At 70.6% G+C, this 23,881-nt stretch carries 24 protein-coding genes; 17 read left to right on the forward strand and 7 right to left on the reverse strand.

What is annotated here, in order from left to right; translation table 11 throughout:
• Window positions 1-48: 48 nt before the first annotated feature.
• Window positions 49-1,074, reverse strand: a complete 1,026-nt coding sequence (chvE, locus tag FFT10_RS15310) for a multiple monosaccharide ABC transporter substrate-binding protein (RefSeq protein ID WP_194150902.1) — start codon at window positions 1,072-1,074, stop codon at window positions 49-51.
• A 505-nt stretch (window positions 1,075-1,579) separates the two neighbouring features.
• Between chvE and FFT10_RS15315 the strand changes: the two genes are divergently transcribed.
• The 9 genes from FFT10_RS15315 to miaB all read left to right on the forward strand — a co-directional run bounded on the left by FFT10_RS15315 (window position 1,580) and on the right by miaB (window position 12,014).
• Window positions 1,580-3,268, forward strand: coding sequence for a ribulokinase (locus FFT10_RS15315; RefSeq protein ID WP_137733715.1), 1,689 nt, complete (start codon window positions 1,580-1,582; stop codon window positions 3,266-3,268).
• Window positions 3,265-3,969 (forward strand): L-ribulose-5-phosphate 4-epimerase, encoded by a 705-nt coding sequence (locus FFT10_RS15320; RefSeq protein ID WP_137733716.1) that lies wholly within the window; start codon window positions 3,265-3,267, stop codon window positions 3,967-3,969. The genes FFT10_RS15315 and FFT10_RS15320 overlap by 4 nt, the downstream gene beginning before the upstream one ends.
• 51 nt (window positions 3,970-4,020) lie before the next feature.
• A complete protein-coding gene (araA, locus tag FFT10_RS15325) occupies window positions 4,021-5,511 on the forward strand; it encodes an L-arabinose isomerase (RefSeq protein WP_137733717.1) in 1,491 nt (496 codons plus the stop codon).
• 93 nt (window positions 5,512-5,604) lie between these two features.
• A complete protein-coding gene (locus tag FFT10_RS15330) occupies window positions 5,605-6,567 on the forward strand; it encodes an ABC transporter substrate-binding protein (protein ID WP_137733718.1) in 963 nt (320 codons plus the stop codon).
• A 14-nt stretch (window positions 6,568-6,581) separates the two neighbouring features.
• Window positions 6,582-8,141: a sugar ABC transporter ATP-binding protein gene (locus FFT10_RS15335; RefSeq protein ID WP_137733770.1), complete on the forward strand. Its 1,560-nt coding sequence runs from the start codon at window positions 6,582-6,584 to the stop codon at window positions 8,139-8,141.
• Window positions 8,138-9,169: an ABC transporter permease gene (locus tag FFT10_RS15340; RefSeq protein WP_137733719.1), complete on the forward strand. Its 1,032-nt coding sequence runs from the start codon at window positions 8,138-8,140 to the stop codon at window positions 9,167-9,169. Before FFT10_RS15335 ends, FFT10_RS15340 begins: the two co-directional genes overlap by 4 nt.
• Window positions 9,118-10,158 carry a galactofuranose ABC transporter, permease protein YjfF gene (yjfF, locus tag FFT10_RS15345; protein ID WP_137733720.1) on the forward strand — a complete coding sequence of 347 codons (1,041 nt, stop codon included), beginning with the start codon at window positions 9,118-9,120 and terminating at the stop codon, window positions 10,156-10,158. The genes FFT10_RS15340 and yjfF overlap by 52 nt, the downstream gene beginning before the upstream one ends.
• 80 nt (window positions 10,159-10,238) lie before the next feature.
• A complete protein-coding gene (locus FFT10_RS15350; RefSeq protein ID WP_137733721.1) occupies window positions 10,239-10,631 on the forward strand; it encodes a hypothetical protein in 393 nt (130 codons plus the stop codon).
• Between the two features lie 24 nt (window positions 10,632-10,655).
• Window positions 10,656-12,014 (forward strand): tRNA (N6-isopentenyl adenosine(37)-C2)-methylthiotransferase MiaB, encoded by a 1,359-nt coding sequence (gene miaB / locus FFT10_RS15355; protein WP_137733722.1) that lies wholly within the window; start codon window positions 10,656-10,658, stop codon window positions 12,012-12,014.
• A 9-nt stretch (window positions 12,015-12,023) separates the two neighbouring features.
• On the opposite strand, the gene FFT10_RS15360 is transcribed toward miaB, so the two are convergent.
• Window positions 12,024-12,305 (reverse strand): hypothetical protein, encoded by a 282-nt coding sequence (locus FFT10_RS15360; RefSeq protein WP_137733723.1) that lies wholly within the window; start codon window positions 12,303-12,305, stop codon window positions 12,024-12,026.
• 134 nt (window positions 12,306-12,439) lie between these two features.
• On the opposite strand from FFT10_RS15360, the gene hemA reads away from it, so the two are divergent.
• From hemA to FFT10_RS15390, 6 genes are all read left to right on the forward strand, one after another.
• Entirely contained in the window at window positions 12,440-13,741 is a 1,302-nt protein-coding gene (gene hemA, locus FFT10_RS15365; protein WP_137733724.1) for a glutamyl-tRNA reductase, read from the forward strand.
• An 81-nt stretch (window positions 13,742-13,822) separates the two neighbouring features.
• Window positions 13,823-14,917 (forward strand): peptide chain release factor 1, encoded by a 1,095-nt coding sequence (prfA, locus tag FFT10_RS15370; protein ID WP_137733725.1) that lies wholly within the window; start codon window positions 13,823-13,825, stop codon window positions 14,915-14,917.
• Window positions 14,914-15,804, forward strand: coding sequence for a peptide chain release factor N(5)-glutamine methyltransferase (prmC, locus tag FFT10_RS15375; RefSeq protein WP_228027126.1), 891 nt, complete (start codon window positions 14,914-14,916; stop codon window positions 15,802-15,804). The genes prfA and prmC overlap by 4 nt, the downstream gene beginning before the upstream one ends.
• A 100-nt stretch (window positions 15,805-15,904) precedes the next feature.
• Entirely contained in the window at window positions 15,905-16,441 is a 537-nt protein-coding gene (locus FFT10_RS15380) for a hypothetical protein (protein ID WP_137733726.1), read from the forward strand.
• A gap of 104 nt (window positions 16,442-16,545) precedes the next feature.
• On the forward strand, window positions 16,546-16,857 hold the full coding sequence (grxD, locus tag FFT10_RS15385) for a Grx4 family monothiol glutaredoxin (RefSeq protein WP_137733727.1): 312 nt from the start codon (window positions 16,546-16,548) through the stop codon (window positions 16,855-16,857).
• Window positions 16,854-17,426 (forward strand): UbiX family flavin prenyltransferase, encoded by a 573-nt coding sequence (locus tag FFT10_RS15390; RefSeq protein WP_137733728.1) that lies wholly within the window; start codon window positions 16,854-16,856, stop codon window positions 17,424-17,426. The genes grxD and FFT10_RS15390 overlap by 4 nt, the downstream gene beginning before the upstream one ends.
• Before the next feature lies 1 nt (window position 17,427).
• Here the strand turns inward: FFT10_RS15390 and FFT10_RS15395 are convergent, their stop codons facing one another.
• Together FFT10_RS15395 and FFT10_RS15400 are read right to left on the reverse strand one after the other, a co-directional pair.
• Window positions 17,428-18,042, reverse strand: coding sequence for a lytic transglycosylase domain-containing protein (locus FFT10_RS15395; RefSeq protein ID WP_137733772.1), 615 nt, complete (start codon window positions 18,040-18,042; stop codon window positions 17,428-17,430).
• On the reverse strand, window positions 18,042-19,787 hold the full coding sequence (locus FFT10_RS15400; RefSeq protein WP_137733729.1) for a proline--tRNA ligase: 1,746 nt from the start codon (window positions 19,785-19,787) through the stop codon (window positions 18,042-18,044). The genes FFT10_RS15395 and FFT10_RS15400 overlap by 1 nt, the downstream gene beginning before the upstream one ends.
• A 146-nt stretch (window positions 19,788-19,933) precedes the next feature.
• Between FFT10_RS15400 and FFT10_RS15405 the strand changes: the two genes are divergently transcribed.
• Complete coding sequence (locus FFT10_RS15405) at window positions 19,934-20,590, forward strand: RNA pyrophosphohydrolase (protein ID WP_137733730.1); 657 nt, start codon at window positions 19,934-19,936, stop codon at window positions 20,588-20,590.
• Window positions 20,591-20,608: 18 nt separating this feature from the next.
• On the opposite strand, the gene FFT10_RS15410 is transcribed toward FFT10_RS15405, so the two are convergent.
• On the reverse strand, window positions 20,609-22,048 hold the full coding sequence (locus FFT10_RS15410) for a wax ester/triacylglycerol synthase family O-acyltransferase (RefSeq protein ID WP_137733731.1): 1,440 nt from the start codon (window positions 22,046-22,048) through the stop codon (window positions 20,609-20,611).
• Between the two features lie 121 nt (window positions 22,049-22,169).
• On the opposite strand from FFT10_RS15410, the gene FFT10_RS15415 reads away from it, so the two are divergent.
• Window positions 22,170-22,424 carry an acyl-CoA-binding protein gene (locus FFT10_RS15415; protein ID WP_137733732.1) on the forward strand — a complete coding sequence of 85 codons (255 nt, stop codon included), beginning with the start codon at window positions 22,170-22,172 and terminating at the stop codon, window positions 22,422-22,424.
• A gap of 8 nt (window positions 22,425-22,432) precedes the next feature.
• On the opposite strand, the gene FFT10_RS15420 is transcribed toward FFT10_RS15415, so the two are convergent.
• On the reverse strand, window positions 22,433-22,789 hold the full coding sequence (locus FFT10_RS15420) for a polyhydroxyalkanoic acid system family protein (RefSeq protein WP_137733733.1): 357 nt from the start codon (window positions 22,787-22,789) through the stop codon (window positions 22,433-22,435).
• A 14-nt stretch (window positions 22,790-22,803) separates the two neighbouring features.
• Entirely contained in the window at window positions 22,804-23,880 is a 1,077-nt protein-coding gene (locus FFT10_RS15425; RefSeq protein WP_137733734.1) for an aminopeptidase, read from the reverse strand.
• Between the last annotated feature and the right edge of the window lies 1 nt (window position 23,881).

Raw genomic sequence — 23,881 nt, forward strand, 5'->3', positions numbered from 1 at the left:
ACATCCAGGCCATGGCGCGGGGCGCGCGCGGCCTGCGGATGCGCCTCCTCACTTGATCTGCGATTCCTTGTAGTAGCCGCTGTCGACCAACACCTTCTTCCAGTTGCCGGCGTCCACCGACACCGGCTTGAGCAGGTAGCTGGGCACCACCTTCACGCCGTTGTTGTAGGTCTTGGTGTCGTTCAACTCGGGCTGCTTGCCCGACAGCACGGCGTCGACCATGTTGGCCGTGACCTTGGCCAGCTCCCGCGTGTCCTTGAAGATGGTGGAGAACTGCTCACCCTTGAGGATGCTCTTGACCGAGGGCACCTCGGCATCCTGGCCGCTCACCACCGGGCAGGGCTGCTGCGCGGTGCAGTAGCCCACGCCCTTCAGGCTGGACAGGATGCCGATGGACAGGCCGTCGTACGGGCTCAGCACGGCGTGCACCTTCTCCTTGCCGTAGAAGGCCGAGAGCAGGTTGTCCATGCGCGCCTGGGCCACCGCGCCGTCCCAGCGCAGCGTGCCGACCTTGTCCATGCCCATCTGCTTGCTGCGCACCACCAGCTTGCCGCTGTCGATGTGGGGCTTGAGCACGCTCATCGCGCCGTCGTAGAAGAAGAAGGCGTTGTTGTCGTCGGGGCTGCCGCCGAACAGCTCGATGTTGAACGGGCCCTTGCCGGCCTTCAACCCCAGCTTGTCGACGATGGAGGTGGCCTGCTGCACGCCGACCTGGAAGTTGTCGAAGGTGGCGTAGTAGTCGACGTTCTTGCTGCCCTTGATCAGGCGGTCGTAGGCGATGACCTTGACGCCCTTGTCGGCTGCGTTCTGCAGCGCCTTGGACAGCGTGGTGCCGTCGATCGACGCGATCACCAGCACCTTCACGCCCTTGGTGACCATGTTCTCCACCTGGGCCAGCTGGTTGGGGATGTCGTCGTCGGCGTACTGCAGGTCGGTCTTGTAGCCGCGCTCCTTGAGCACCTTGACCATGTTGTCGCCGTCGGCGATCCAGCGCGCCGAGCTCTTGGTCGGCATCGAGATGCCGATGGTGCCCTTGTCCTGCGCCTGCGCCGGCACGCCGGCCACCACCGCCATGGCCACCAGGCCCAGGGCCCACCAGGTCTTGATCAGCTTCATTTGATTGTCTCCTTCCGGCATGCCGGATGTGTCTTGCCGCCCCACCGGACAAACCCGTTGCACGAATATGTCGGCGGCATCGACATGAATATCCAATACCCCGCCAACCCGCCAGGCGAAAACCCCTGAAGGTTGGCTGGATGGTGCGACATGGCGCCAAATCCAGCGCCGAGCGGCAGCGTAAATGTCCCGGGATTTGGCCATCACAGGGTCGACCCTGATTGGCACGAAAGAAGCCATTTTATCCATATCTTTGGCCGGTCATCACCGGATTCAGCAGGGTGCGAGGCTGAATCGCCAGCGCTTGCAGCAGTCCTATCGTCCATGGACTTCCGGTCAAGTCAGCGGTGGCATCCATGTCGGATCAGCTGGATTTTCAATATCCACAGCCAACCAGCACCGGGTCGATTCCGGCCGCGGAAACTAGCATCGGCTCCGAGTTTCCAATCCACCGACGACCCCCTTGAAAAACCCCGACGCCATCAGTATCGGCCTGGATTTCGGCAGCGACTCGGTGCGTGCCCTGGCGGTGCGCTGCCGCGACGGCGCCGAGCTGGCCACCGCCGTGGCGGCCTACCCGCGCTGGCAGGCCGGCCACTACAGCGATGCCCGCGCCCAGCGCTTTCGCCACCACCCGCTGGACTACACCGAGTCGCTCACCGCGGCGGTGCAAACCGTGGCCCGTGACCTGGGCGCCGCCGGCTGCCGGCAGGTGGTGGGCCTGGGCGTGGACAGCACCGGCTCCACGCCCGCACCGGTGGACGAAGCCGGCCGGGTGCTGGCCCTGCGGCCGGAGTTCGCCGACGACCCGGACGCGATGTTCGTGCTGTGGAAGGACCACACCGCCATCGCCGAGGCCGAGGCGATCAACACCCTCGCCCATGGCGGGCGCTTCCCCGACTACACCCGCTTTGCCGGCGGCGTGTACTCGTCGGAATGGTTCTGGGCCAAGATCCTGCACGTCAGCCGCGCCAACCAGGCGGTGTGTGCCGCCGCCCGCAGCTGGGTGGAACTGTGCGACTGGGTGCCCGCCCTGCTGACCGACCGCACGGCGCCGGCCCAGCTGCCGCGCGGCCGCTGCGCCGCCGGCCACAAGAGCCTGTGGTCCGACACCTGGGGCGGCCTGCCCGATGCCGGCTTCCTGACCGCGCTGGACCCGCTGCTCACCCGCCACCTGCCGGCGCCGCTGTTCACCGCCACGCAGACGGCCGATGTGCCGGTGGGCCGGCTCAGCGCGGCCTGGGCCAACCGCCTGGGCCTGCCGGCCGCCACCGTGGTCAGCGGCGGTGCCTTCGATTGCCACATGGGCGCGGTGGGCGCGGGCGCCCAGCCCTCCACCCTGGTCAAGGTGATCGGGACCTCCACCTGCGACATCCTGGTGGCCGATGCCGCGCAGCTGGGCGGCCGCACCATCGCCGGCATCTGCGGCCAGGTGGATGGCTCGGTGCTGCCGGGCTGGGTGGGCCTGGAGGCCGGGCAGTCGGCTTTCGGTGACCTCTATGCCTGGCTGGCCGATGGCCTGGCCTGGACGCTGGACTTCGCCGCCGCGCGCCTGCCCGGCTCGGCCGCGGCGCTGGGCGGGCTGCGCGACGAGATCCTGCCCGCCCTCACCGCCGAGTGGGCCGCCCACACCCAGCCACAGGACTGGCCCCTGGTGCTGGACTGGATCAACGGCCGCCGCACGCCCGGCGCCAACCAGCGGCTGCAGGGCGTGATCGGCCACCTGACGCTGGGCACCGACATGCCCGCGCTGTTCGGCGGCCTGGCCGCGGCCACCGCCTTCGGCGCCCGCGCCATCACCGAGTGCTTCACCACGCAGGGCGTGCCGGTGCAGCGGGTGCTGACGCTGGGCGGCATCGCACGCAAGTCGCCGGCCATCATGCAGCTGCTGGCCGACGTGCTCGACCGCGAGGTCGACGTGGTGGCCTCCGACCAGTGCTGCGCGCTGGGTGCGGCGCTGTTCGGCGCGGTGGCTGCCGGCGCCCATGCCGACGTGGCCAGCGCCCAGGCGGCGATGGCCAGCCCAGTGGAACGCACCCACCGGCCCGACCCGGCCCGCGCGGCGCTGCTGGACGCGCAGTACCGCCGGTACCAGGCCTGGGCCGAGCGCACCGAGCCGCTGTACGCAGCCCCCGCCTGGAGCCTGGCATGAGCAGCACCTCCGACACCCTGGCCCTGCGCGAGCAGGTGCTGCAGGCCAACCTGGCGCTGCCGCGCCACGGCCTGGTCACCTTCACCTGGGGCAATGTCAGCGCCTTCGACGCCGCGCGCGGCTTGGTCGCCATCAAGCCCAGCGGCGTGGCCTACGACCGCCTGACGGTGGACGACATCGTGGTGCTCACGCTGGCCGGCGCGCAGGTGCACGGCAGCCTGCGGCCGTCGTCGGACACGCCCACCCACCTGCACCTCTACCGCGCCTGGCCGCAGCTGGGCGGCATCGTGCACACCCATTCCACCCATGCCACGGCCTGGGCCCAGGCCGGGCTGGCGATTCCCGCGCTGGGCACCACCCATGCCGACCACTTCCACGGCGCCATCCCCTGCGCCCGCTCGCTGACCCGTGCCGAAGTGGAAGGCGACTACGAGCTGGAAACCGGCCGCGTGATCGTGCAGACGGTGGGCGACACCGATCCGCTGGCCTGCCCCGGCGTGCTGGTGGCCGAGCACGCGCCCTTCGCCTGGGGCCGCAGCGCCGACAACGCGGTGCACAACGCCGTGGTGCTGGAGGAAGTGGCCCGCATGGCGCTCTACACCCGGCTGCTGGCGCCGCAGCGCGGCCCCATCGCCGACCACCTGCTCGACAAGCACCACCTGCGCAAGCACGGCCGCCACGCCTACTACGGCCAGCGGTGACGGCCAGCACTGACGGCCCGCCTTGACCGACCCGACCCCACGGACACCCCCATGATCTATCCCCACATCGACCTCTGGCTCGTCGTCGGCAGCCAGCACCTGTACGGCCCCAAGACACTGCAGCAGGTGGCCGCCCATGCCGAGCAGATCGCCGCCGGCCTGAACGCCGCCGGCACCCTGCCCGCCCGCGTGGTGCTCAAGCCCACGGTGACCGACAGCGACGGCATCCTGGCGCTGTGCCGCGAGGCCAACAACGACCCGCGCTGTGCCGGCCTGCTGACCTGGATGCACACCTTCTCGCCGGCGCGCATGTGGATCGCCGGCCTGGCGGCGCTGCAGAAGCCGTTCATGCAGCTGCACACCCAGTTCAATGTCGAGGTGCCCTGGGCCACGATGGACATGAACTTCATGAACCTGAACCAGACGGCCCACGGCGGGCGCGAGTACGGCCACATCGCCGCCCGCCTGCGCCGCGCCCATGCCGTGGTGGCCGGCCACTGGCAGGACGCCCGGGTGCAGCAGCGCCTGGATGCCTGGGCCCGCGTGGCCGCCGCGGTGCACGACAGCCGCCAGCTCAAGGTGGCCCGCTTCGGCGACAACATGCGCGAGGTGGCGGTGACCGAGGGCGACAAGGTCGAGGCGCAGATGCGCTTCGGCTACGCCGTCAACGGCTGGAGCCTGGGCGAGCTGGCGGCCGCGGTCGACGGCGTGGCCGACACCGCGGTGAACGCGCTGCTCGACGAGTACGAAGGCACCTACACCCTCACCGAGGCCGTGCGCGCCGGCGGCGCCAGGCGCGCCCAGCTGCACGATGCCGCACGCATCGAGCTGGGCCTGAAGGGCTTCCTCGATGCAGGCGGCTTCGGCGCCTTCACCACCACCTTCGAGAACCTGCATGGCCTGGCGCAGCTGCCCGGCCTGGCGGTGCAGCGGTTGATGCAGCAGGGCTACGGCTTCGGCGCCGAGGGCGACTGGAAGACCGCCGCACTGCTGCGCGCGGCCAAGGTGATGGGCGCAGGCCGCCCCGGCGGCGCCAGCTTCATGGAGGACTACACCTACGACCTCACGCCCGGCCAGGAGCTGGTGATCGGCGCCCACATGCTGGAGGTGTGCCCCAGCATCGCCGCCGAGGCCCGGCCCGTGCTGGATGTGCAGCCGCTGTCCATCGGCAAGAAGGACGACCCCGCGCGCCTGCTGTTCTCGGCCCGGCCCGGTGCCGCGGTGCACAGCACGCTGATCGACCTGGGCCCGCGCTTCCGCCTGATCTCGCACGAGCTGGATGTGCTGGCCCCGCCGCACGACCTGCCGCGCCTGCCCACCGCGCGGGCGGTCTACCGGCCGCTGCCCGATCTCTTCACCGGCACCGAGGCCTGGATCCATGCCGGCGGCGCCCACCACACCGTCTTCAGCCAGCACATCGCCATCGACCAGTGGCGCACGCTGGCCGAGATGTTCGACATCGAGTTCGTCCACATCGGCGCCCACACCCAGGTGCCGCAACTCAAGCAGGAACTGCGCTGGAACGCGGCCACCTACGGCTGACACCGGCACTCCCCCGCCCGTGCCCGGGCCCGGCACGATCCCCGCAGAGCCGCTCGATCGGCCCCCTCAAGACCACAACCAGGAGACTGACCCATGAACCACTTTCCCCGCCGCCACGCGCTGGCTGCCCTGGCCGGCGCTGCCCTGGCCCTGTCGCTGACGACACCCGCCTTCGCCCAGAAGAAGCTCACGCTGGGCTTCGCCCAGGTGGGTGCCGAGAGCGAATGGCGCACCGCCAACACCGCCAGCATCAAGGACGCCGCCGCCAAGGCCGGCATCAACCTGAAGTTCAGCGACGCCCAGCAGAAGCAGGAGAACCAGATCAAGGCCATCCGCAGCTACATCGCGCAGAAGGTCGACGTGATCGCCTTCGCGCCGGTGGTCACCACCGGCTGGGACACGGTGCTCAAGGAGGCCAAGGCCGCCAAGATCCCGGTGGTGCTGACCGACCGCAGCATCGAGACCAGCGACCCGTCGCTCTACGTCACGATGATCGGCAGCGACTTCACCGAGGAAGGCCGCAAGGCTGCCCGGTGGATGCTCGACAACGTCAAGGGTGACGTGGTCCACATCGTCGAGCTGCAGGGCACCGTGGGCTCGGCCCCGGCCATCGAGCGCAAGAAGGGCTTCGAGGAGGTCATCGCCGGCAAGGGCAGCTACAAGATCATCCGCAGCCAGACCGGCGACTTCACCCGCGCCAAGGGCAAGGAGGTGATGGAAGCCTTCCTGAAGGCCGAGGGCAAGAAGATCAACGTGCTCTACGCGCACAACGACGACATGGCCATCGGCGCCATCCAGGCCATCGAGGAAGCCGGCATGAAGCCGGGCAAGGATGTGATCGTGATCTCGGTGGACGCCGTCAAGGGCGCCTTCGAGGCGATGATGGCCGGCAAGATGAATGTCAGCGTCGAGTGCAACCCGCTGCTCGGCCCGCAGCTGATGGACATCGTCAAGGACGTGGTCGCCGGCAAGCCGCTGCCCAAGCGCATCAACACCAAGGAAGGCATCTTCACTGCCGACATCGCGGCCAAGGAATTCCCCAACCGCAAGTACTGACATTGGCCGTGAGCCTGACCGTCCACGTCGACGCCGGCAGCGCACCGGTGCTGGAGCTGCGCGGCATCGACAAGCGCTTTCCCGGCGTGGCGGCGCTGCAGGATGCCGCGCTGCGCCTGCGTGCCGGCGAGGTGCATGCCCTGATGGGCCAGAACGGCGCGGGCAAGTCCACGCTGATCAAGGCCCTGACCGGCGTGCACCCGCCCGACGCCGGCCAGACGCTGCTGCAGGGCCGGCCGATCGCGCCGGCCACGCCGCTGGCCGCGCAGCGCCTGGGCATCGCCACGGTCTACCAGGAGATCAACCTCTGCCCCAACCTGTCGGCCAGCGAGAACATCCTGGCCGGCCGGCTGCCCAGGCGCTGGGGCTGGATCGACTGGGCGCGGGCCCATGCCCAGGCCCGGGAGACCCTCGCCGGCCTGCAGGTGCAGGCCGATGTGCGGCGGCCGCTGGGTGAGCTGCCGGTGGCCGTGCAGCAGATGGTGGCCATCGCCCGGGCCGTGAGCCAGCAGGCGCAGGTGCTGATCCTCGACGAGCCCACCAGCAGCCTGGACGATGCCGAGACGGCGCAGCTCTTCACCGTGCTGCGCCGGCTGCGCGGGCAGGGCGTGGCCATCCTCTTCGTCACCCACTTCCTCGACCAGGTCTACGCCCTGGCCGACCGCATCACCGTGATGCGCAACGGCCGCACCGTGGGCGAGTACCTCACCACCGAATTGCCGCGCCTGCGCCTGGTGAGCCTGATGGTCGGCCGCGAATTCAGCCACGACAGCGCCGGCCAGGCACCCCTGCCCTCCCGCGACGATGCCGCGCCCGCGCTGGCCGCCCGGGGCCTGGCCCAGCGCGGGCAGATGCAGCCCTTTGACCTGACACTGCGCCGCGGCGAGGTGCTGGGCCTGGCCGGCCTGCTGGGCTCGGGCCGCACCGAGACCGCGCGGCTGCTCTTCGGCGCCCAGCGCAGCGACCAGGGCCAGCTGCTGGTCGACGGCCAGCCCTGCCAGCTGCGCCACCCGGCCGACGCGGTGCGCCGGCACCTGGCCTTCTGCCCGGAGGAGCGCAAGACCGAGGGCATCGTGGCCGAGCTGTCGGTGCGCGAGAACATCGTGCTGGCGCTGCAGGCCCAGCGCGGCTGGCGCCACTTCATCCCGCGGGCCGAGCAGGTGGCGCTGGCCACACGGCTGATCCAGGAACTGGGCATCAAGACTGCCGATGCCGAGGTGCCGATCGGCCAGCTCTCGGGCGGCAACCAGCAGAAGGCGGTGCTGGCCCGCTGGCTGGCCACCGCGCCGCGCGTGCTCATCCTGGACGAACCCACCCGCGGCATCGACATCGCCGCCAAGCAGGAGATCATGGACCAGGTGCTGCAGCTGTGCCGGCGCGGCATGGCGCTGGTCTTCATCTCATCGGAGATCCCCGAGGTGCTGCGCGTCAGCCACCGGGTGGCCGTGCTGCGCGAGCGCCGCATCGTCGCCGAGCGCCACGCGGCCGGCCTCAGCGAAGGCGAGGTGATGGCCATCATCACCGAGGCGCCGGCAGGCGCTGCCCCCATCGCCGTCTCGGGAGCCGCGGCATGAACCACCCGCTGCGCTGGCCTGTCATCACGCTGGTCGCCCTGCTGCTGCTCAATGCCGCCTTCCACCCCGGCTTCTTCGCGCTGGGCTGGCGCGACGGCCACCTCGTCGGGCCGCTGGTCGACATCGCCAACCGCGCCGCGCCGCTGATCACCGTGGCCCTGGGCATGACGATGGTGATCGCCACCCGCGGCATCGACATCTCGGTGGGCGCGGTGGTGGCCATCGCCGCCGCGGTGGCCGCCACGCTGATCGGCGGCACGCTGGTCATCGAGGACGGCCGCCAGGTCTATGTGGCCCACACGCCGATGGTGCTGGCGCTGGCGGCCGCGCTGGGCGTGGCCGTGCTCTGCGGCCTGTGGAACGGCCTGCTCGTGGGCGTGGCCGGCATCCAGCCGATCATCGCCACGCTGATCCTGATGGTGGCCGGCCGCGGCATCGCCCAGCTGATCACCCAGGGCCAGATCGTCACCATCTACTACGCGCCGTACCACGTCATCGGTGGCGGCTACCTGGCGGGGCTGCCGTTCGCGTTCTGGCTGGCGCTGGCGCTGGCGGCGGTGATGGGGGGGCTCAAGCACCGCAGCGCGCTGGGCCTGTTCGTGCAGGCCAGCGGCGCCAATCCGGCGGCAGCGCGGCTGGCGGGCATCCGCGCCGGCGCGCTGCTGGTGGGGGTGTACGCCTTTTGCGGCCTCACCGCGGGCCTGGCCGGGCTGATGATCAGCAGCAACGTCAAGAGCGCCGACGGCAACAACGCCGGCCTGCTGCTGGAGCTGGACGCCATCCTCGCCGTCACCCTGGGCGGCACCTCGCTGCTGGGCGGGCGCTTCAGCCTGCGCGGCACGGTGCTGGGCGCGCTGATCATCCAGACGCTGACCTACGCCATCTACTCGATGGGCGTGCCGCCGGAGGTGAACCTGGTGGTCAAGGCCGTCGTCGTGCTGGTGGTGTGCCTGGCGCAATCGCCGGCCTGGCTGCCATGGCGGCCGGCCAAGGCGCCGGCGGGGCCGGCCGCGGGGAGCGCGCCTTGACCGCCCAGGCCGGGCGCGGGCCGCGCCTGACCCTGCACACCCTGCCCAGCCTGCTGGCGGTGGCGCTGTTCGCGCTGATGTTCGGCGCCGGCTCGCTGGCCTACGACGGCTTCTTCAGCGGCCAGGTCTTCCTGAACCTGTTCATCGACAACGCCTTCCTGATCGTCGTCGCGCTCGGGCTGTCGTTCGTCATCCTCGGCGGCGGCATCGACCTGAGCGTGGGCGCGGTGGTGGCCCTGGCCACCATGGTGCTGGCCGCGCTGGTGGAGACGCTGCAGTGGCCGCCCGCCGCCGCGGTGGCCGCCATCCTGGCGGGCGGCCTGGTGTTCGGCACGCTGCAGGGTGTGCTGGTGGAGGTGTTCGAGGTGCCGCCCTTCATCGCCACGCTGGCGGGCATGTTCCTGGCGCGTGGGTTGTGCTACCTGATCAGCATCGACTCGATCGCCATCCGCCATCCGCAGCTGGAAGCCTTCTCACAGGCGCGGCTGCCGCTGGGCCCGCTGGGCGAGGTGACACCCAGCGTGGCGGTGGCCGCCGCGGTGCTGGCCGGCGCGGTGTGGCTGGCCCATGGCACCACGTTCGGCCGCACGGTGTACGCCATCGGCGGCAGCGAGCGCTCGGCGCGCATGATGGGCCTGCCGGTGCGGGCCACCCGCATCGGCATGTATGCGCTGTGCAGCGGCTGCGCGGCGCTGGGTGGCCTGCTGTTCGGCACCTACACCCTGTCAGGCTACGGCCTGCACGGCATGGGGCTGGAACTGGACGCCATCGCCGCGGTGGTGATCGGCGGCGCGCTGCTGTCGGGCGGCGTGGGCACGGTGGCGGGCTGCGTCTCGGGCGTGCTGACGTTGGGGGCGATCCAGACGCTGATCGCCTTCGACGGCAGCCTCAGCAGCTGGTGGACACGCATCGCCATCGGCGTGCTGCTGGGGCTGTTCTGCGTGCTGCAGCGCGTGATGGAGTGGTGGCACCAGCGGCAGGCACCCTGAGGCCGCCCCCGTAGAATCGCGTCCCACGCCCGGCCCGCTGCATGCGGGCCGTTTGTTTCCACAGCCCCTGGATCCACACCATGCTCCGCTGTGTTCCGCAGGCCGTCCTGGCCGCCGCGTTGCTGTTGCTGATCGCTGGCACGGCCGCCGCACAGACCTCCCGCCCGTTCCCCGCCACCGCCTTGCGCGGCGCGCTCGTCGTCACCCAGCCGCCCGAGGTGCTGCTCAACGGCAAGGCCGACCGGCTGTCGCCCGGCGCGCGCATCCGCGGCGCCAACAACATGCTGCAGATGTCGGGCGCGCTGGTCGGCGAGAAACTGCTGGTGCACTACACCCGCGAGCCCTCGGGCCTGGTGCACGACGTGTGGATCCTCACGCCCGAGGAGGCCGCGCGCAAGCCCTGGCCCACCACGCCCGAGGAAGCGCAGCGCTGGGAATTCAGCCCCGCCGCGCAGACCTGGACCCGCCGCTGAAGCCCGGCACCCAAGGACACCGCGATGACGAAGAAGGTCTACATCCGCAGCTTCGGCTGCCAGATGAACGAGTACGACGCCGACAAGATGGCCGACGTGATGCGCGTGGCCGACGGCTACGAGCCCACCGCCGACCCCGAGCAGGCCGACCTGATCCTGTTCAACACCTGCTCGGTGCGCGAGAAGGCGCAGGAGAAGGTGTTCTCCGACCTCGGCCGCGTCAAGCATTTGAAGGCCAAGGGCGTGCTGATCGGCGTGGGCGGCTGCGTGGCCAGCCAGGAAGGCGCGGCCATCATCGACCGCGCGCCCTATGTGGACGTGGTGTTCGGCCCGCAGACTCTGCACCGCCTGCCGCAGCTGCTGGCCCAGCGCCAGGCCCAGGGCCGGGCGCAGGTGGACATCAGCTTCCCCGAGATCGAGAAGTTCGACCACCTGCCGCCGGCCCGCACCGACGGCGCCTCGGCCTTCGTGTCGATCATGGAAGGCTGCAGCAAGTACTGCAGCTACTGCGTGGTGCCCTACACCCGCGGCGAGGAGGTGCACCGCCCCTTCGACGACGTGCTGGTGGAAGTGGCCGGTCTGGCCGACCAGGGCGTGAAGGAAGTGACCCTGCTGGGCCAGAACGTCAACGCCTACCGCGGCCGCATGGGCGGCACCAGCGAGATCGCCGACTTCGCCCTGCTGCTGGAGTACGTGCACGACATCCCAGGCATCGAGCGCATCCGCTACACCACCAGCCACCCGAACGAGTTCACCCAGCGGCTGATCGACGCCTATGGCAAGCTGCCGAAGCTGGTGGACCACCTGCACCTGCCGGTGCAACATGGCAGCGACCGCATCCTGATGGCGATGAAGCGCGGCTACACCGCCGTCGAATACAAGAGCACCATCCGCAAGCTGCGCACGGTGCGGCCCGGCATCAGCCTGTCCACCGACTTCATCGTCGGCTTCCCTGGCGAGACCGAGGACGACCACCAGAAGTCGCTGAAGCTGATCGAGGACGTGGGCTACGACGCGAGCTTCAGCTTCGTCTTCAGCCCGCGGCCGGGCACGCCGGCTGCCGCGCTGGCCGACGACACACCGCAGGACCTGAAGTTGAAGCGCCTGCAGCAACTGCAGGCGCTGATCGAACAGAACGTGCAGCGCATCAGCGCCAGCCGCGTGGGCACGGTGCAGCGCATCCTGGTCGAAGGCCCGGCCCGCCGGCCGGGGCCCGACGGCGCCGCCGAGCTGATGGGCCGCACCGAATGCAACCGCATCGTCAACTTCGACGGCGGCCCGCTGGGCCAGCGGCTGGTCGGCCAGATGATCGACGTGAACATCACCCAGGCGCTGCCGCATTCGCTGCGCGGTGCGGTGGTCACCGCCGCGCTGCCGGCCTGAGCGGCGCCGTCAGCGGCGGCCGGGGCCGAAGCCCGCCCACCACAGCGCGCCGGCACTGGCCAGCACCATCGCCGCGTAGGTGGCCATGCGGCCGTCGCGCCCGGTGATCACCAGGCCACCCAGCAAGGCCAGCCCGGCGCCGGCGCTGGCCCAGCCAGCCAGCCGCTTCCAGGCCACGCCGCGCAGCGCGGTGCGCCACAGCAGCTTGCTCAGCCCCGCCGCGATCGCCCCCAGGCCGGCGGCCGGCAACAGCAGGTTCAGCAGGTGCCACAGTGCGTCGAGCGGGCCCATCGGCTGGAATCTCGGGAAAGTGTCAACTTGACTTGACGATCAACCGCTGTTCTCATTGACAGGCGTCAACGGTAGCGCGGGGCTTTGCGGCCAATTCCACCGGCTGGCACGACACCAAATTCTATAATTCCGACATGAGTGTGTTCACCCTGGGCCTGAACCACACGACCGCGCCAGTCGACATGCGTGGTCGTTTTGCGTTCTCGCCGGAACAGCTCTCACCGGCGCTGCGCGGCTTCCGCGAGCGCCTGATGCGCGCCGTGCCCGAGGCCGCCCTGCTGTCCACCTGCAACCGCACCGAGCTGTACGTGGCCGCCGATCCGGCCCAGGTCACCCAGCTGGTCACCCCCGCCATCGACTGGCTGGCGGCGCAAGGCGGTGTGCCGGGCGACCAATTGCGCCACCACACCTATGTGCTGGAGCACCGCGACGCCGCCCGCCACGCCTTCCGCGTGGCATCGGGTCTGGATTCGATGGTGCTGGGCGAGCCGCAGATCCTCGGCCAGATGAAGCAGGCCGTGCGCGAGGCCGATGCCGCCGGCACCCTGGGCACCACGCTGCACCAGCTGTTCCAGCGCAGCTTCTCGGTGGCCAAGGATGTGCGCACCAGCACCGAGATCGGCGCCCACAGCATCAGCATGGCCGCCGCGTCGGTGCGGCTGGCGGCGCAGCTGTTCGAAGACCTGCGCGACATCCGCATCCTGTTCGTCGGCGCCGGCGAGATGATCGAGCTGGTGGCCACGCACTTCGCCGCGCGCACGCCCAAGGGCATGGCCATCGCCAACCGCACGCTCGAGCGCGGCGAGAAGCTGGCCGGCCGCTTCGGCGCCGAATCCATCCGCCTGGCCGATCTGCCGGCGCGGCTGCATGAGTTCGACGCCATCGTCTCCTGCACCGCCAGCACGCTGCCGATCATCGGCCTGGGTGCGGTGCGCAGCGCGCTGAAGGCCCGCCGCCACCGGCCGATGTTCATGGTCGACCTGGCCGTGCCGCGCGACATCGAGCCCGAGGTGGCCTCGCTGTCCGACGTCTACCTCTACACCGTCGACGACCTGTCGGCCGTGGTGCAGTCGGCCGGTGAGAAGCGCCAGGCCGCCGTCGCCCAGGCCGAGGCCATCATCGACGCCGGCGTGCAGAGCTTCAGCCACTGGCTGGACCAGCGCGCCACCGTGCCGCTGATCCAGGCCCTGCGCGCCCAGGCCGACGACTGGCGCGCCGCCGAGCTGGCCCGCGCCCGCAAGCTGCTGGCCAAGGGTGCCGATGTCGAATCGGTGCTGGAAGCGCTCAGCAAGGGCCTGACCCAGAAGATGCTGCATGGCACGCTGGCCGAGCTGCATGCCAGCGATGGCGAGGCCCGCCAGCAGATGGCGCAGACGGTGTCGCGCCTGTTCCTGCGCCAGACCGCCCGCAACCCGGCGGCCGACGACAACAGCTAGCGTCCTGGCCACAGGCCCGTGTGCTGGCGCGCCCCGCCGGCCACGGGCCTGTGGCTTTTGGCGCAGTCCACCTCCATCCCCATGAAACCCGCCCTCCGCCAGCAACTGCAGCGCCTCGCGATGCGCCTGACCGAGCTGGACGCCCACCTGGCCGATCCGGCGCTCAGCCAGGACATCCAGCGCTACCGCAGCGTGGCGCGCGAACAGGCCGAGGCTGCCGCCCTGGTGCAGCGCCTGGCCGACTACGAGCAGCGGGAGGCCGACCTGGCCGCCGCCCGCGAGCTGCTGGCCCAGCCCGGCCAGGACGCCGACATGGCCGAGATGGCGCGCGAGGAGATCACCGCCGCCGAGGCCGACCTGGCCCGCCTGCTGACCGAGCTGCAGACCGCCCTGCTGCCCAAGGACCCGGACGACGCCCGCAATGCCTTCGTCGAGATCCGCGCCGGCACCGGTGGCGATGAATCGGCGCTGTTCGCCGGCGACCTGGCACGCATGTACCTGCGCTTCTGCGAGCGCCAGGGCTGGCGCACCGAGGTCCTCAGCGAAAACGCCAGCGACCTGGGCGGCTACAAGGAGCTGGTGCTGCGGGTCGAAGGCCCGGCCGTCTACGGCCAGCTGAAGTTCGAGAGCGGCGGCCACCGGGTGCAGCGGGTGCCGGCCACTGAATCGCAGGGCCGCATCCACACCAGCGCCTGCACCGTGGCCGTGCTGCCCGAGCCCGACGAGGCCACCGAGATCACGCTGAACCCGGCCGATCTGCGCATCGACACCTTCCGCGCCAGCGGCGCCGGCGGCCAGCACGTCAACAAGACCGATTCGGCCATCCGCGTCACCCACCTGCCCACCGGCCTGGTGGCCGAGTGCCAGGACGACCGCAGCCAGCACCGCAACAAGGCCAAGGCGCTGGCGGTGCTGCAGGCCCGGCTGCGCGACCGCGAGCGTGCCGAGCGCGAGGCCAAGGAAGCCGCCCACCGCAAGAGCCTGGTGGGCACCGGCGACCGCAGCGACCGCATCCGCACCTACAACTTCCCGCAGGGCCGGCTGACCGACCACCGCATCAACCTGACGCTGTACAAGCTGGGCGCGGTGATGGACGGCGACCTGGGCGACGTGGTGGGCGCGCTGCAGGCCGCCCAGGCGCAGGACCAGCTGGCGGCGCTGGAGGGCGCGGCTTGAGCAACGCGGTCGGCTTGAGCAACGCGGTCGACGTGAGCACCGCGGCCGGCGCGCCGACCATCGCCCAGGCGCTGGCCGCCGCCCGTGCCCAGGGCCTGGACCGGCTCGACGCCCAGTGGCTGCTGGGCCATGTGCTGGGGCAGACCAGCGCCTGGCTGATCAGCCACGACGAGCAGCCGCTGGCCGCCACCGACGCGCACACCTACGCCGCCCTCTGCCGCCGCCGCACCGACGGCGAGCCGCTGGCCTACCTGGTCGGCCAGGCCGGCTTCCATGGGCTGACGCTGCAGGTCACGCCCGATGTGCTGGTGCCCCGGCCCGACACCGAGACCCTGGTCGACTGGGCGCTGGACCTGCTGCCCACGCTGCCGACGCCGCCCCAGGTGGCCGACCTGGGCACCGGCAGCGGTGCCATCGCGCTGGCCGTGGCCCACCGCCACCCCGCAGCGCAGGTGACAGCCACCGACCTGAGCCCGGCCGCGCTGGCCGTGGCCCAGGCCAATGCCCGCCGCCTGGGCCTGGCGCCACAGTGGGCCGAAGGCGCCTGGTGGCAGGCGCTGCCGGCCGGCGCCCGCTTCCACCTGGTGCTGAGCAACCCGCCCTACATCGCCGGCGCCGATCCGCATCTGCCGGCCCTGCGCCATGAGCCGCAGCTGGCGCTGACACCCGGCGGCGACGGCCTGGACGCATTGCGCCAGATCATTGCCGGCGCGCCGGCCCACCTGCACCCTGGTGGCTGGCTGCTGCTGGAGCATGGCTGGGACCAGGCCGATGCCGTGGCCGCCTTGCTGGCCGAGGCCGGCTTCGGCTCGATCGGCCACCGCCTGGATCTGGGCGGCCATGCCCGCTGCACCGGTGGCCGCCGGGAGGACGGGAACAAAGGGTGATGGACACCACAGTTGCCGGAACACGGCCCGGCAGCACGGGCGTACGATGGTTGTGTGGTGGCTCCTCGGGTGGGGCCGCCCGGCTCCCCGGGAGACTGCGATGCGCCAGACCCTCACCCCCCTGCTGTTGGCCGCTGCCACGGCTGCGGCCACGGTGGCGCCCTGGGCCCAGGCCCAGACCCGCGGCCTGACCGCCGCACCGGACGCCTTGGGCGGGCCGGTCTGGCAGGCCCGCTTCGAGCGCGACGCCAGCCCGCTGCCGGCCCTGCGCGGCCTGGGCCCCTGGCTCACACCGTCAACCTCCACCCACAGCCTGCGCCTGCTGGGCGACTACCAGTTCAGCGCGCTGCGCCTGGGCGAGACCGGCGGCCTGCGGCTGACCGGCGGCCTGCTGATCAACCTGCGCCAATCGGCCAGCGGCCTGCTGACCACCGGCCAGTTGTCGGCCCAGCCCTATGCCGGCGTGGGCTATGCCAGCGGCAGCCTGGACGGCCGCTGGGGCTTCAGCGCCGACCTGGGCCTGGCCGCCAACGGCCTCGGCCCGCTGCGGCTGGACCGGCCCGGCCTCAGCCTGGGCAGCGACGGCCTGCCAAGGCTGCTGCCGATGGTGCGCCTGGGCATGACGCTGGCCTTCTGAATCGGCGCCCCAGCTTGGGGCCAAACCGCCGGCGCCCCGCTTGGACGGGGCGCTTTGCCGTATAAAGCGCACCTGACACAACCCCTCCCCCCGGGACCAGAGACATGAGCGACGTTCAACAACGCATCGACAGCATCGTGAAGGGCGGCCGCGTGGTGCTGTTCATGAAGGGCACGGCACAGTTCCCCCAGTGCGGCTTCTCCGGCCGTGCCATCCAGGTGCTCAAGGCCAGCGGCGTGAAGGAACTGAAGACCGTCAACGTGCTGGAAGACGACGAGATCCGCCAGGGCATCAAGGAATACGCCAACTGGCCGACCATCCCCCAGCTCTACATCGACGGTGAATTCGTCGGCGGCTCGGACATCATGATGGAGATGTACCAGTCGGGCGAGCTGCAGCAGCTGATCAACAAGTGACGGCCCCTCGGCTCGTCGTTGGCATCAGCGGTGCCAGCGGGGCCATCTATGGCGTGCGGCTGCTGCAGCGGGCCCGCGCGCTGGGTGCCGAGACGCATCTGGTCGTCACCCCGTCGGGCGTGCTGAACGCCCACCACGAGCTGGACATGGACCGCGCCGCGCTCGACGCGCTGGCCGACCGGTCCTACGCCCCCGGCGACATCGGCGCCTGCGTGGCCAGCGGCAGCTTCGACACCGCCGCGATGGTGGTGGCGCCCTGCTCGATGAAGACGCTGGCGGCCGTGGCCCACGGTTTCGGCGACAACCTGCTGACCCGCGCGGCCGACGTGACGCTGAAGGAACGGCGCCGCCTGATCCTGCTGGTGCGCGAGACGCCGTTCAACCTGGCCCACCTGCGCAACATGACCGCCGTCACCGAGATGGGCGGCATCGTCTTTCCGCCGCTGCCGGCCTTCTACAACAAGCCGGCCAGCATCGACGAGCTGGTCGACGACACGGTGGAACGGGTGTTGGCGCTGGCCGGCATCGCCCGCGCCGCACCCAAGGCCTGGCAGGGCTTGCGCGCCTGAGTCAAGGCAGCCATCGGTTGCGGTTGGCCATCACCGCGTCGGGATAGGCGGCCTTGCCGCGGCTGCCGTTGTAGCGGCCCAGGGCCATGAACAGGTTGCCGCGCTCGGTGTCCAGGTAGTGGCGCAGGATCACGCAGCCGAAGCGCAGGTTGGTCTGCAGGTGGAACAGGCGCGATGCGTCGCCGTCACCGATCAGCCGGGCCCAGAACGGCATCACCTGCATGTAGCCGCGCGCCCCGGCGCTGCTGATGGCGTACTTGCGGAAGCCGCTCTCCACCTGGATCAGCCCCAGCACCAGGGCCGGCTCCAGGCCGGCGCGGGTGCTCTCGTACCACAGCGTCTCCAGGAACTCGAGCCGGGTGTGCGCCTCGGTCTTGTGGCGCTTGAGCCGCTCGGACATCGTGCCCTGCCACTGCAGGAAGGCCAGGCGCTGCTCGGTGCTGGCAAACGGCAGGCGCGGCGGCGCGGCGCGGGCAATGGCGGCCGACAGCGCCGTGCGCACGGCATCGGCCAGTGGCTCCTCGGCCTGGGTGCCGGCTTGCGCCGGCGGCAGCGCCGCCAGCCCGGCCAGGGCGCCGGCACAGCGCGCCAGCCAGGCCCGCCGGCCCGGGGCCATCATGCCGACAGCCGGCCCTTCACCAGAGCGGCCACCTCGGCCAGGGGCACCATGCTGGCGGCATCCTCGCGCCGGCCTTGCAGTTCCACCGTTCCGGCCTTCAGGCCGCGGTCGGACAGCACCACCCGCTGCGGCACGCCGATCAGCTCCCAGTCGGCGAACATCGCGCCGGGGCGCTCGCCGCGGTCGTCCAGCAGCACGTCGACGCCGGCGGCCAGCAGCTCGGCATGCAGCGCATCGGCAGCAGCCTTCACCTCAGGCGAGCGGTCGTAGCCGATGGGGCACAGCACCGCGGCAAACGGCGCGATCGAGGCCGGCCAGATGATGCCGCGGGCATCGTGGCTTTGTTCGATGGCCGCGCCCAGGATGCGGGTGACGCCGATGCCGTAGCAGCCCATCTCCATCAGCTGCGGCTTGCCGTTGGCGTCCAGGTAGGTGGCGTTCATCGCCTGGCTGTACTTGGTACCCAGGTAGAACACATGGCCCACCTCGATGCCACGCTGGATGGCCAGCACGCCCTGGCCGTCAGGCGACGGGTCGCCGGCCAGCACGTTGCGAATGTCGGCCACCAGGGTGGGCTCGGGCAGGTCGCGGCCCCAGTTCACACCGGTGAAGTGGAAGTCGGCCTCGTTGGCGCCGCAGACGAAGTCATGCATGCCCGCCACGGTGCGGTCGGCGATCACCTGCAGCGGCTTCTTCAGCCCGATCGGACCCAGGTAGCCGGGCTTGCAGCCGAAGTGGTCCTCGATCTCGGCCACGGTGGCGAAGCGCCAGCCGGCCTTCAGCCCCGGCAGCTTGCCGACCTTGATCTCGTTCATGTCGTGGTCGCCACGCACCAGCAGCAGCCACACCGTGCTCTTGACGATGTCGCCACGCTCGTCGAGCTCGTCGGTGGCCAGCACCAGGCTCTTGACGGTCTGCTGCAGCGGCAGGCCCAGCAGCGTGGCCACGTCGGCGCAGGTGCTCTTGCCGGGCGTGGGCGTCTTGGCCAGCGCCTGGCCGGGCGCGGCGCGCGGGGCGGCCGGCGCCACGGCCTCGGCCAGCTCGATGTTGGCGGCGTAGTCGCTGGTCGGGCAGTAGACGATGGCGTCCTCGCCGGTGTCGGCGATCACCTGGAACTCATGGCTCAGGTCGCCACCGATGGCGCCGGTGTCGGCCGCCACCGCGCGGTACTGCAGGCCGAAGCGGTCGAAGATGCGCTTGTAGGCGTCGAACATGCCCTGGTAGCTGACGGCGGCGCCGGCGGCATCGCGGTCGAAGGAGTAGGCGTCCTTCATCGTGAACTCGCGGCCGCGCATGATGCCGAAGCGCGGGCGGCGCTCGTCCCGGAACTTGGTCTGGATGTGGTAGAAATTCTTCGGCAGCTGGCGGTAGCTGCGCAGCTCCTGCCGGGCGATGTCGGTCACCACCTCCTCGCTGGTGGGCTGGATGATGAAGTCGCGCTCGTGGCGGTCCTTCACCCGCAGCAGCTCGGGGCCCATCTTGTCGAAGCGGCCGGTCTCTTGCCACAGCTCGGCCGGCTGCACCACCGGCATCAGCAGCTCCACCGCGCCGGCGCGGTTCATCTCCTCGCGGATGATGGCTTCGACCTTGCGGATCACCCGCAGGCCCATCGGCATGTAGTTGTAGATGCCGGCGCCAAGGCGCTTGATCATGCCGGCGCGCATCATCAGCTGGTGGCTGACCACCTCGGCGTCGGCGGGCGCTTCCTTCAGGGTGGAAATGAAGAACTGGGAGGCTTTCATCGGGGGCTCGGCGGGGTTTCACCATGCCGGCCGACCGGGCGCTGCGGGGCGCGCTGGCGCTGGATCTGCATGCGGGTTACCGAGGGTTCCCGGGCCGCACAACGCCGGTGCAATAATGAAACCAATCTAGAAATTGGGGTTTGATTATGCTCGACAGGGAAGGCTTCAGGCCCAACGTCGGCATCATCCTGCTCAATGCGCGCAACCAGGTGTTCTGGGGCAAACGGCTGCGAACCCACTCGTGGCAGTTCCCGCAGGGCGGCATCAAGTACGGTGAATCGCCTGAGCAGGCGATGTTTCGCGAGTTGCACGAGGAAGTGGGGCTGCGGCCCGAACATGTGCGCATCCTGGCGCGCACCCGCGACTGGCTGCGCTACGAAGTGCCCGACCACTTCATCCGCAAGGACGCCCGCGGCCACTACCGTGGCCAGAAGCAGATCTGGTTCCTGCTGCGCCTGATGGGCCGCGACAGCGACCTGGACCTGCGCGCCACCGACCACCCGGAGTTCGACGCCTGGCGCTGGAACGAGTACTGGGTGCCGCTGGAGCTGGTGATCGAGTTCAAGCGGGATGTCTACCAGATGGCATTGAGCGAGCTGGCGCGCTTCCTGCCGCGGGTGAACCACCACAACCGCTTCCTGCGCTCGGGCATGCGGCCGCGCCGGCATGATGATCCGCAGGACGACGGCCACGATGCCGAGCCGCCGGAGTCCGCCCTGGGCGAACTGCTGCACCCGGCCGACGGCGAGGGCAGCGCGCCCTCCACCCAGCGGCCAGGTGAGCCGCCAGCCGGCGGTCGCTAGCCGGCAGGCAACGGCGGCTCAATCCGCCGGGGTGTCGCCCCAGGGCAGCATCAGCGACAGCATCAGCAGTTGCTGGAACTCGGGCTCGAACCGGTCGATGATGGCCTGCGGATCGGCGCACAGCCCCGCGTCGGTGATCAGGCCGAACTGCACGCCGCCGCCGTAGCTGAGGATGGACACACCCACGCCCACGTCGCCCGAGGCCGGCACCCAGAACATGGTCTGCCGCAGCGTGCTGCCGCAGAACTTCAGCGGCTCCTTCGGGCCGGGCACGTTCGTCATCACCGCGGTGGTCTTCTTGGCGAACAGGCCCAGCACCACGTCCTGCACCGGCTTGATGAACAGGCCAGTGACGGCCAGCACGCCGAAGGCCAGCAGCGGCTGGTAGCTGCCCTTCAACTGGTTCATGCGCTGGCGCACGGCGTAGACCCGCTCGACCGGGTTGTGGATGCCGATGGGCAGTACCAGTGGCGCGAGACCGAAGCGGTTGCCCAGCTGCCAGGCCTTCTCCAGCGGCCGCAGGTTGACCGGCACCATGGCGCGGATCTCGGCGCCGTCGGGGTTGTCGCCCTGGTCTCGCAGCCAGCCGCCGATGGCGCCCGACACGCAGCTCAGCAGCACGTCGTTGACCGAGCAGTTCAGCGCCTTGCCGACCACCTTGACCACGTCCAGCGGCATCGGCTCGCTCCAGGCCACCACCTTGCGGCCCACCGGCTTGCCTTTCAGGCGGGTGGGCGAGTCGTCGGCCATCAGCGCCAGCGCGGCCAGGTCACTGGCGACCTGCAGGCCGGCCTTGGCCATGTCCAGCGAGCCCTGCAGCGGTTCACGCGGGTGCGACAGCGCCTCGATCGAGCGGGCCACGCCGCTGCCGTACATGTCGAGGGCCTTCACCGCCAGGCCGGTCAGCGGCTTGAGCACGGCGTCCGACAGCCAGTCCTGGTCGCCGTCGTCGTCGGCCTGCTTGCGGCGGCGCTTGGGCGGATCGTTGCCGCCGTCGGTGATCGAGTTCATCACCGAGATCAGCGCGATGCCGTCGCCGATGCAGTGGTGGATGCGGGCGATGATGGCGCTGCCGCCCTCGTAGCGCTCGACCAGGTGGAACTGCCACAGCGGGCGGTCCGGGTCGAGCGGCGTGACGGCCAGTTCGCCGCAGCGCTGCTGCAGCGCCTGGCGCTCGGTCTGGCCGCGCTTCTTCGGCAGCGTCTCCAGCACCACCTGGCGGGTGATGTCGAAGTCGGTGTCCTCGACCCAGCTGGCGCCCATGGCGTCGGCCACGGCCTTGTGGCGGAAGCGCTCGTACTTCAGCAGCCGGGTCTCGATGCGCTCGCGCAGCGCCTCCAGCGTGATGGCCGGGGTGAGCAGCCAGACACCGACGATCATCATCAGGTTGACGTCGTTGTCCATGCGCAGCCACGCGGTATCGACCCGCGACATGCGGCGCTCGGCAGGGGCGGTCATCGGGCGGGTCTCCTCGGGGCGGTTGTTGTGGCAGCCGGCGGTGGCAGCTGCAGGTGCGGTGCACGATGCTGGGTAACATCCGCCGCGTCAACACCGATTTTCACGCACAGGAGACATGCGCATGGCCGATCTGAAAGCCCGCTTCGAGCAGGCGGTTGCCGAGAGCAAGCAACTGCCCGAAAAGCCCGACAACATGACGCTGCTGAAGATCTACGCGCTGTACAAGCAGGCCAGCGCCGGTGACGTGGACGGCAAGCGCCCCGGCTTCACCGACATGGTGGGCCGCGCCAAGTGGGATGCCTGGAACGGCCTGAAGGGCACCAGCGCCGACGACGCGATGCAGGACTACATCGATCTGATCGAGAGCCTGAAGTAGGCCGCGACCTACTTCTTCTTCGCCGCCGCCTTCTTGGCGGCGGGCTTGGCGGCCTTGGCAGCGCCCGCCGCGGCCGCCGCACCCAGCAGCTCGTCGAGGTTCTTCTGGATCTCGCCCTCGATGGTCTTGGCAAAGGCGCCCAGCAGGAAGCCCAGCTTGGCATGCAGGTCGAAGTGGTCGGCCGCCACGATCAGCGTGCCGCTGACGCCGCTGCGGGTGAACTCCACCGTGTCGCTGGTCTTGCCCTCCAGCACGGTGCATTCCATGTCGAACTTGGATTCGGCCTGCTCGGCCCAGTCCCAGGCCACCTTGCGGGCCTTGGCCAGGCCCAGGCTGTGGTCGCGGTGGATGTGGATGTCGGGCATGGGGTCGGTCTCCCTCAGGGTTGGAATTGGTCGAGCGCGGCACGGCGCTGGTCGGCCGGCAGCGCGGCCAGGCGCCGTACCTCGGCATGGAAACGGGCGAAATCGCTGCCCTGCTGGCGGAACAGCGCCTCGAACTGCGGCACCAGGCCATCGTAGGCGGCCTGCAGCGCCAGGCTGGCATTGTTGGCGCGGTTGAACCAGCCGTCGTAGCCGCTGAAGCCGGCCCAGGGGCCATCGGGCCGGGCCTTCAGCGCCGCGTGGTCGGCCCGCATCGCGGCCATCAGCCCGGCCTTGTGCTGCAGCTTGGTGGCATCGTCCAGATCGCTGGCGTACAGCGCCGCCAGCGCGGCGCGGGTGCGCAACGTGATGGCGCGGAAATCGGCCGCCCGCTGGGCCACTGCCGGGTCGTCGGCACTGCGGCCGGTGGCGGCCTGCCAACGCGCCAGGCCCAGGCGCTCCACCGCCGTGGCATAGCTCTCGTTGAACATGGTGTCGCCGGCCACATACAGCTGCTGGTGGGCCAGTTCATGGAAGATCAGCCGCACGGTGAAAGCTTCGCTGCCGCCCACCAGGGTGTTGAGCAGCGGATCGCCGCCGAGCCAGTTGGTCCAGCCCAGTGTGCTGTAGGCCGGCACGCCGTAGACGCTGACCTCCAGCCCCTGGGCGCGCAGCGCCGCGCCTTCGGCCTCGGCCTGGGCCTGGTCGAAGAAGCCGCGGTAGCCGACGCAGCCCATCACCGGGTAGCACCAAGTCTTGAGGTTCAGCGACAGCGGCGGCGCGGCCACCACGTTCCACACCACCGCGCTGCGGCCCAGGTCGGCGTGGCGGGTGTAGCTGGCGTTGTCGGGCAGGGCCAGGTCGGTCACTGCAAAGCGCCGGGCCTGCTGCGCCACCTGCAGCCGGGCCTTCAGCCCCGGTGGCGTGGCGGGGTCGGCCAGCCAGTCGTCGATGGGCCGGGCGCGCTGCAGCAGATCCAGGTGGCCACCGACCGACTGGGCGTAGTAGCCCACCGTGCTGCAGCCGCTGCCCAGGCAGACGGCGGCCAGCGCCGCGGCCATGGTGGCCAGGCTGCCCAGGGCCGCCCACCTCATC

The sequence above is a fragment of the Pseudaquabacterium pictum genome, from assembly GCF_005403045.1.
Taxonomy (GTDB): Bacteria; Pseudomonadota; Gammaproteobacteria; order Burkholderiales; family Burkholderiaceae_C; genus Pseudaquabacterium; species Pseudaquabacterium pictum.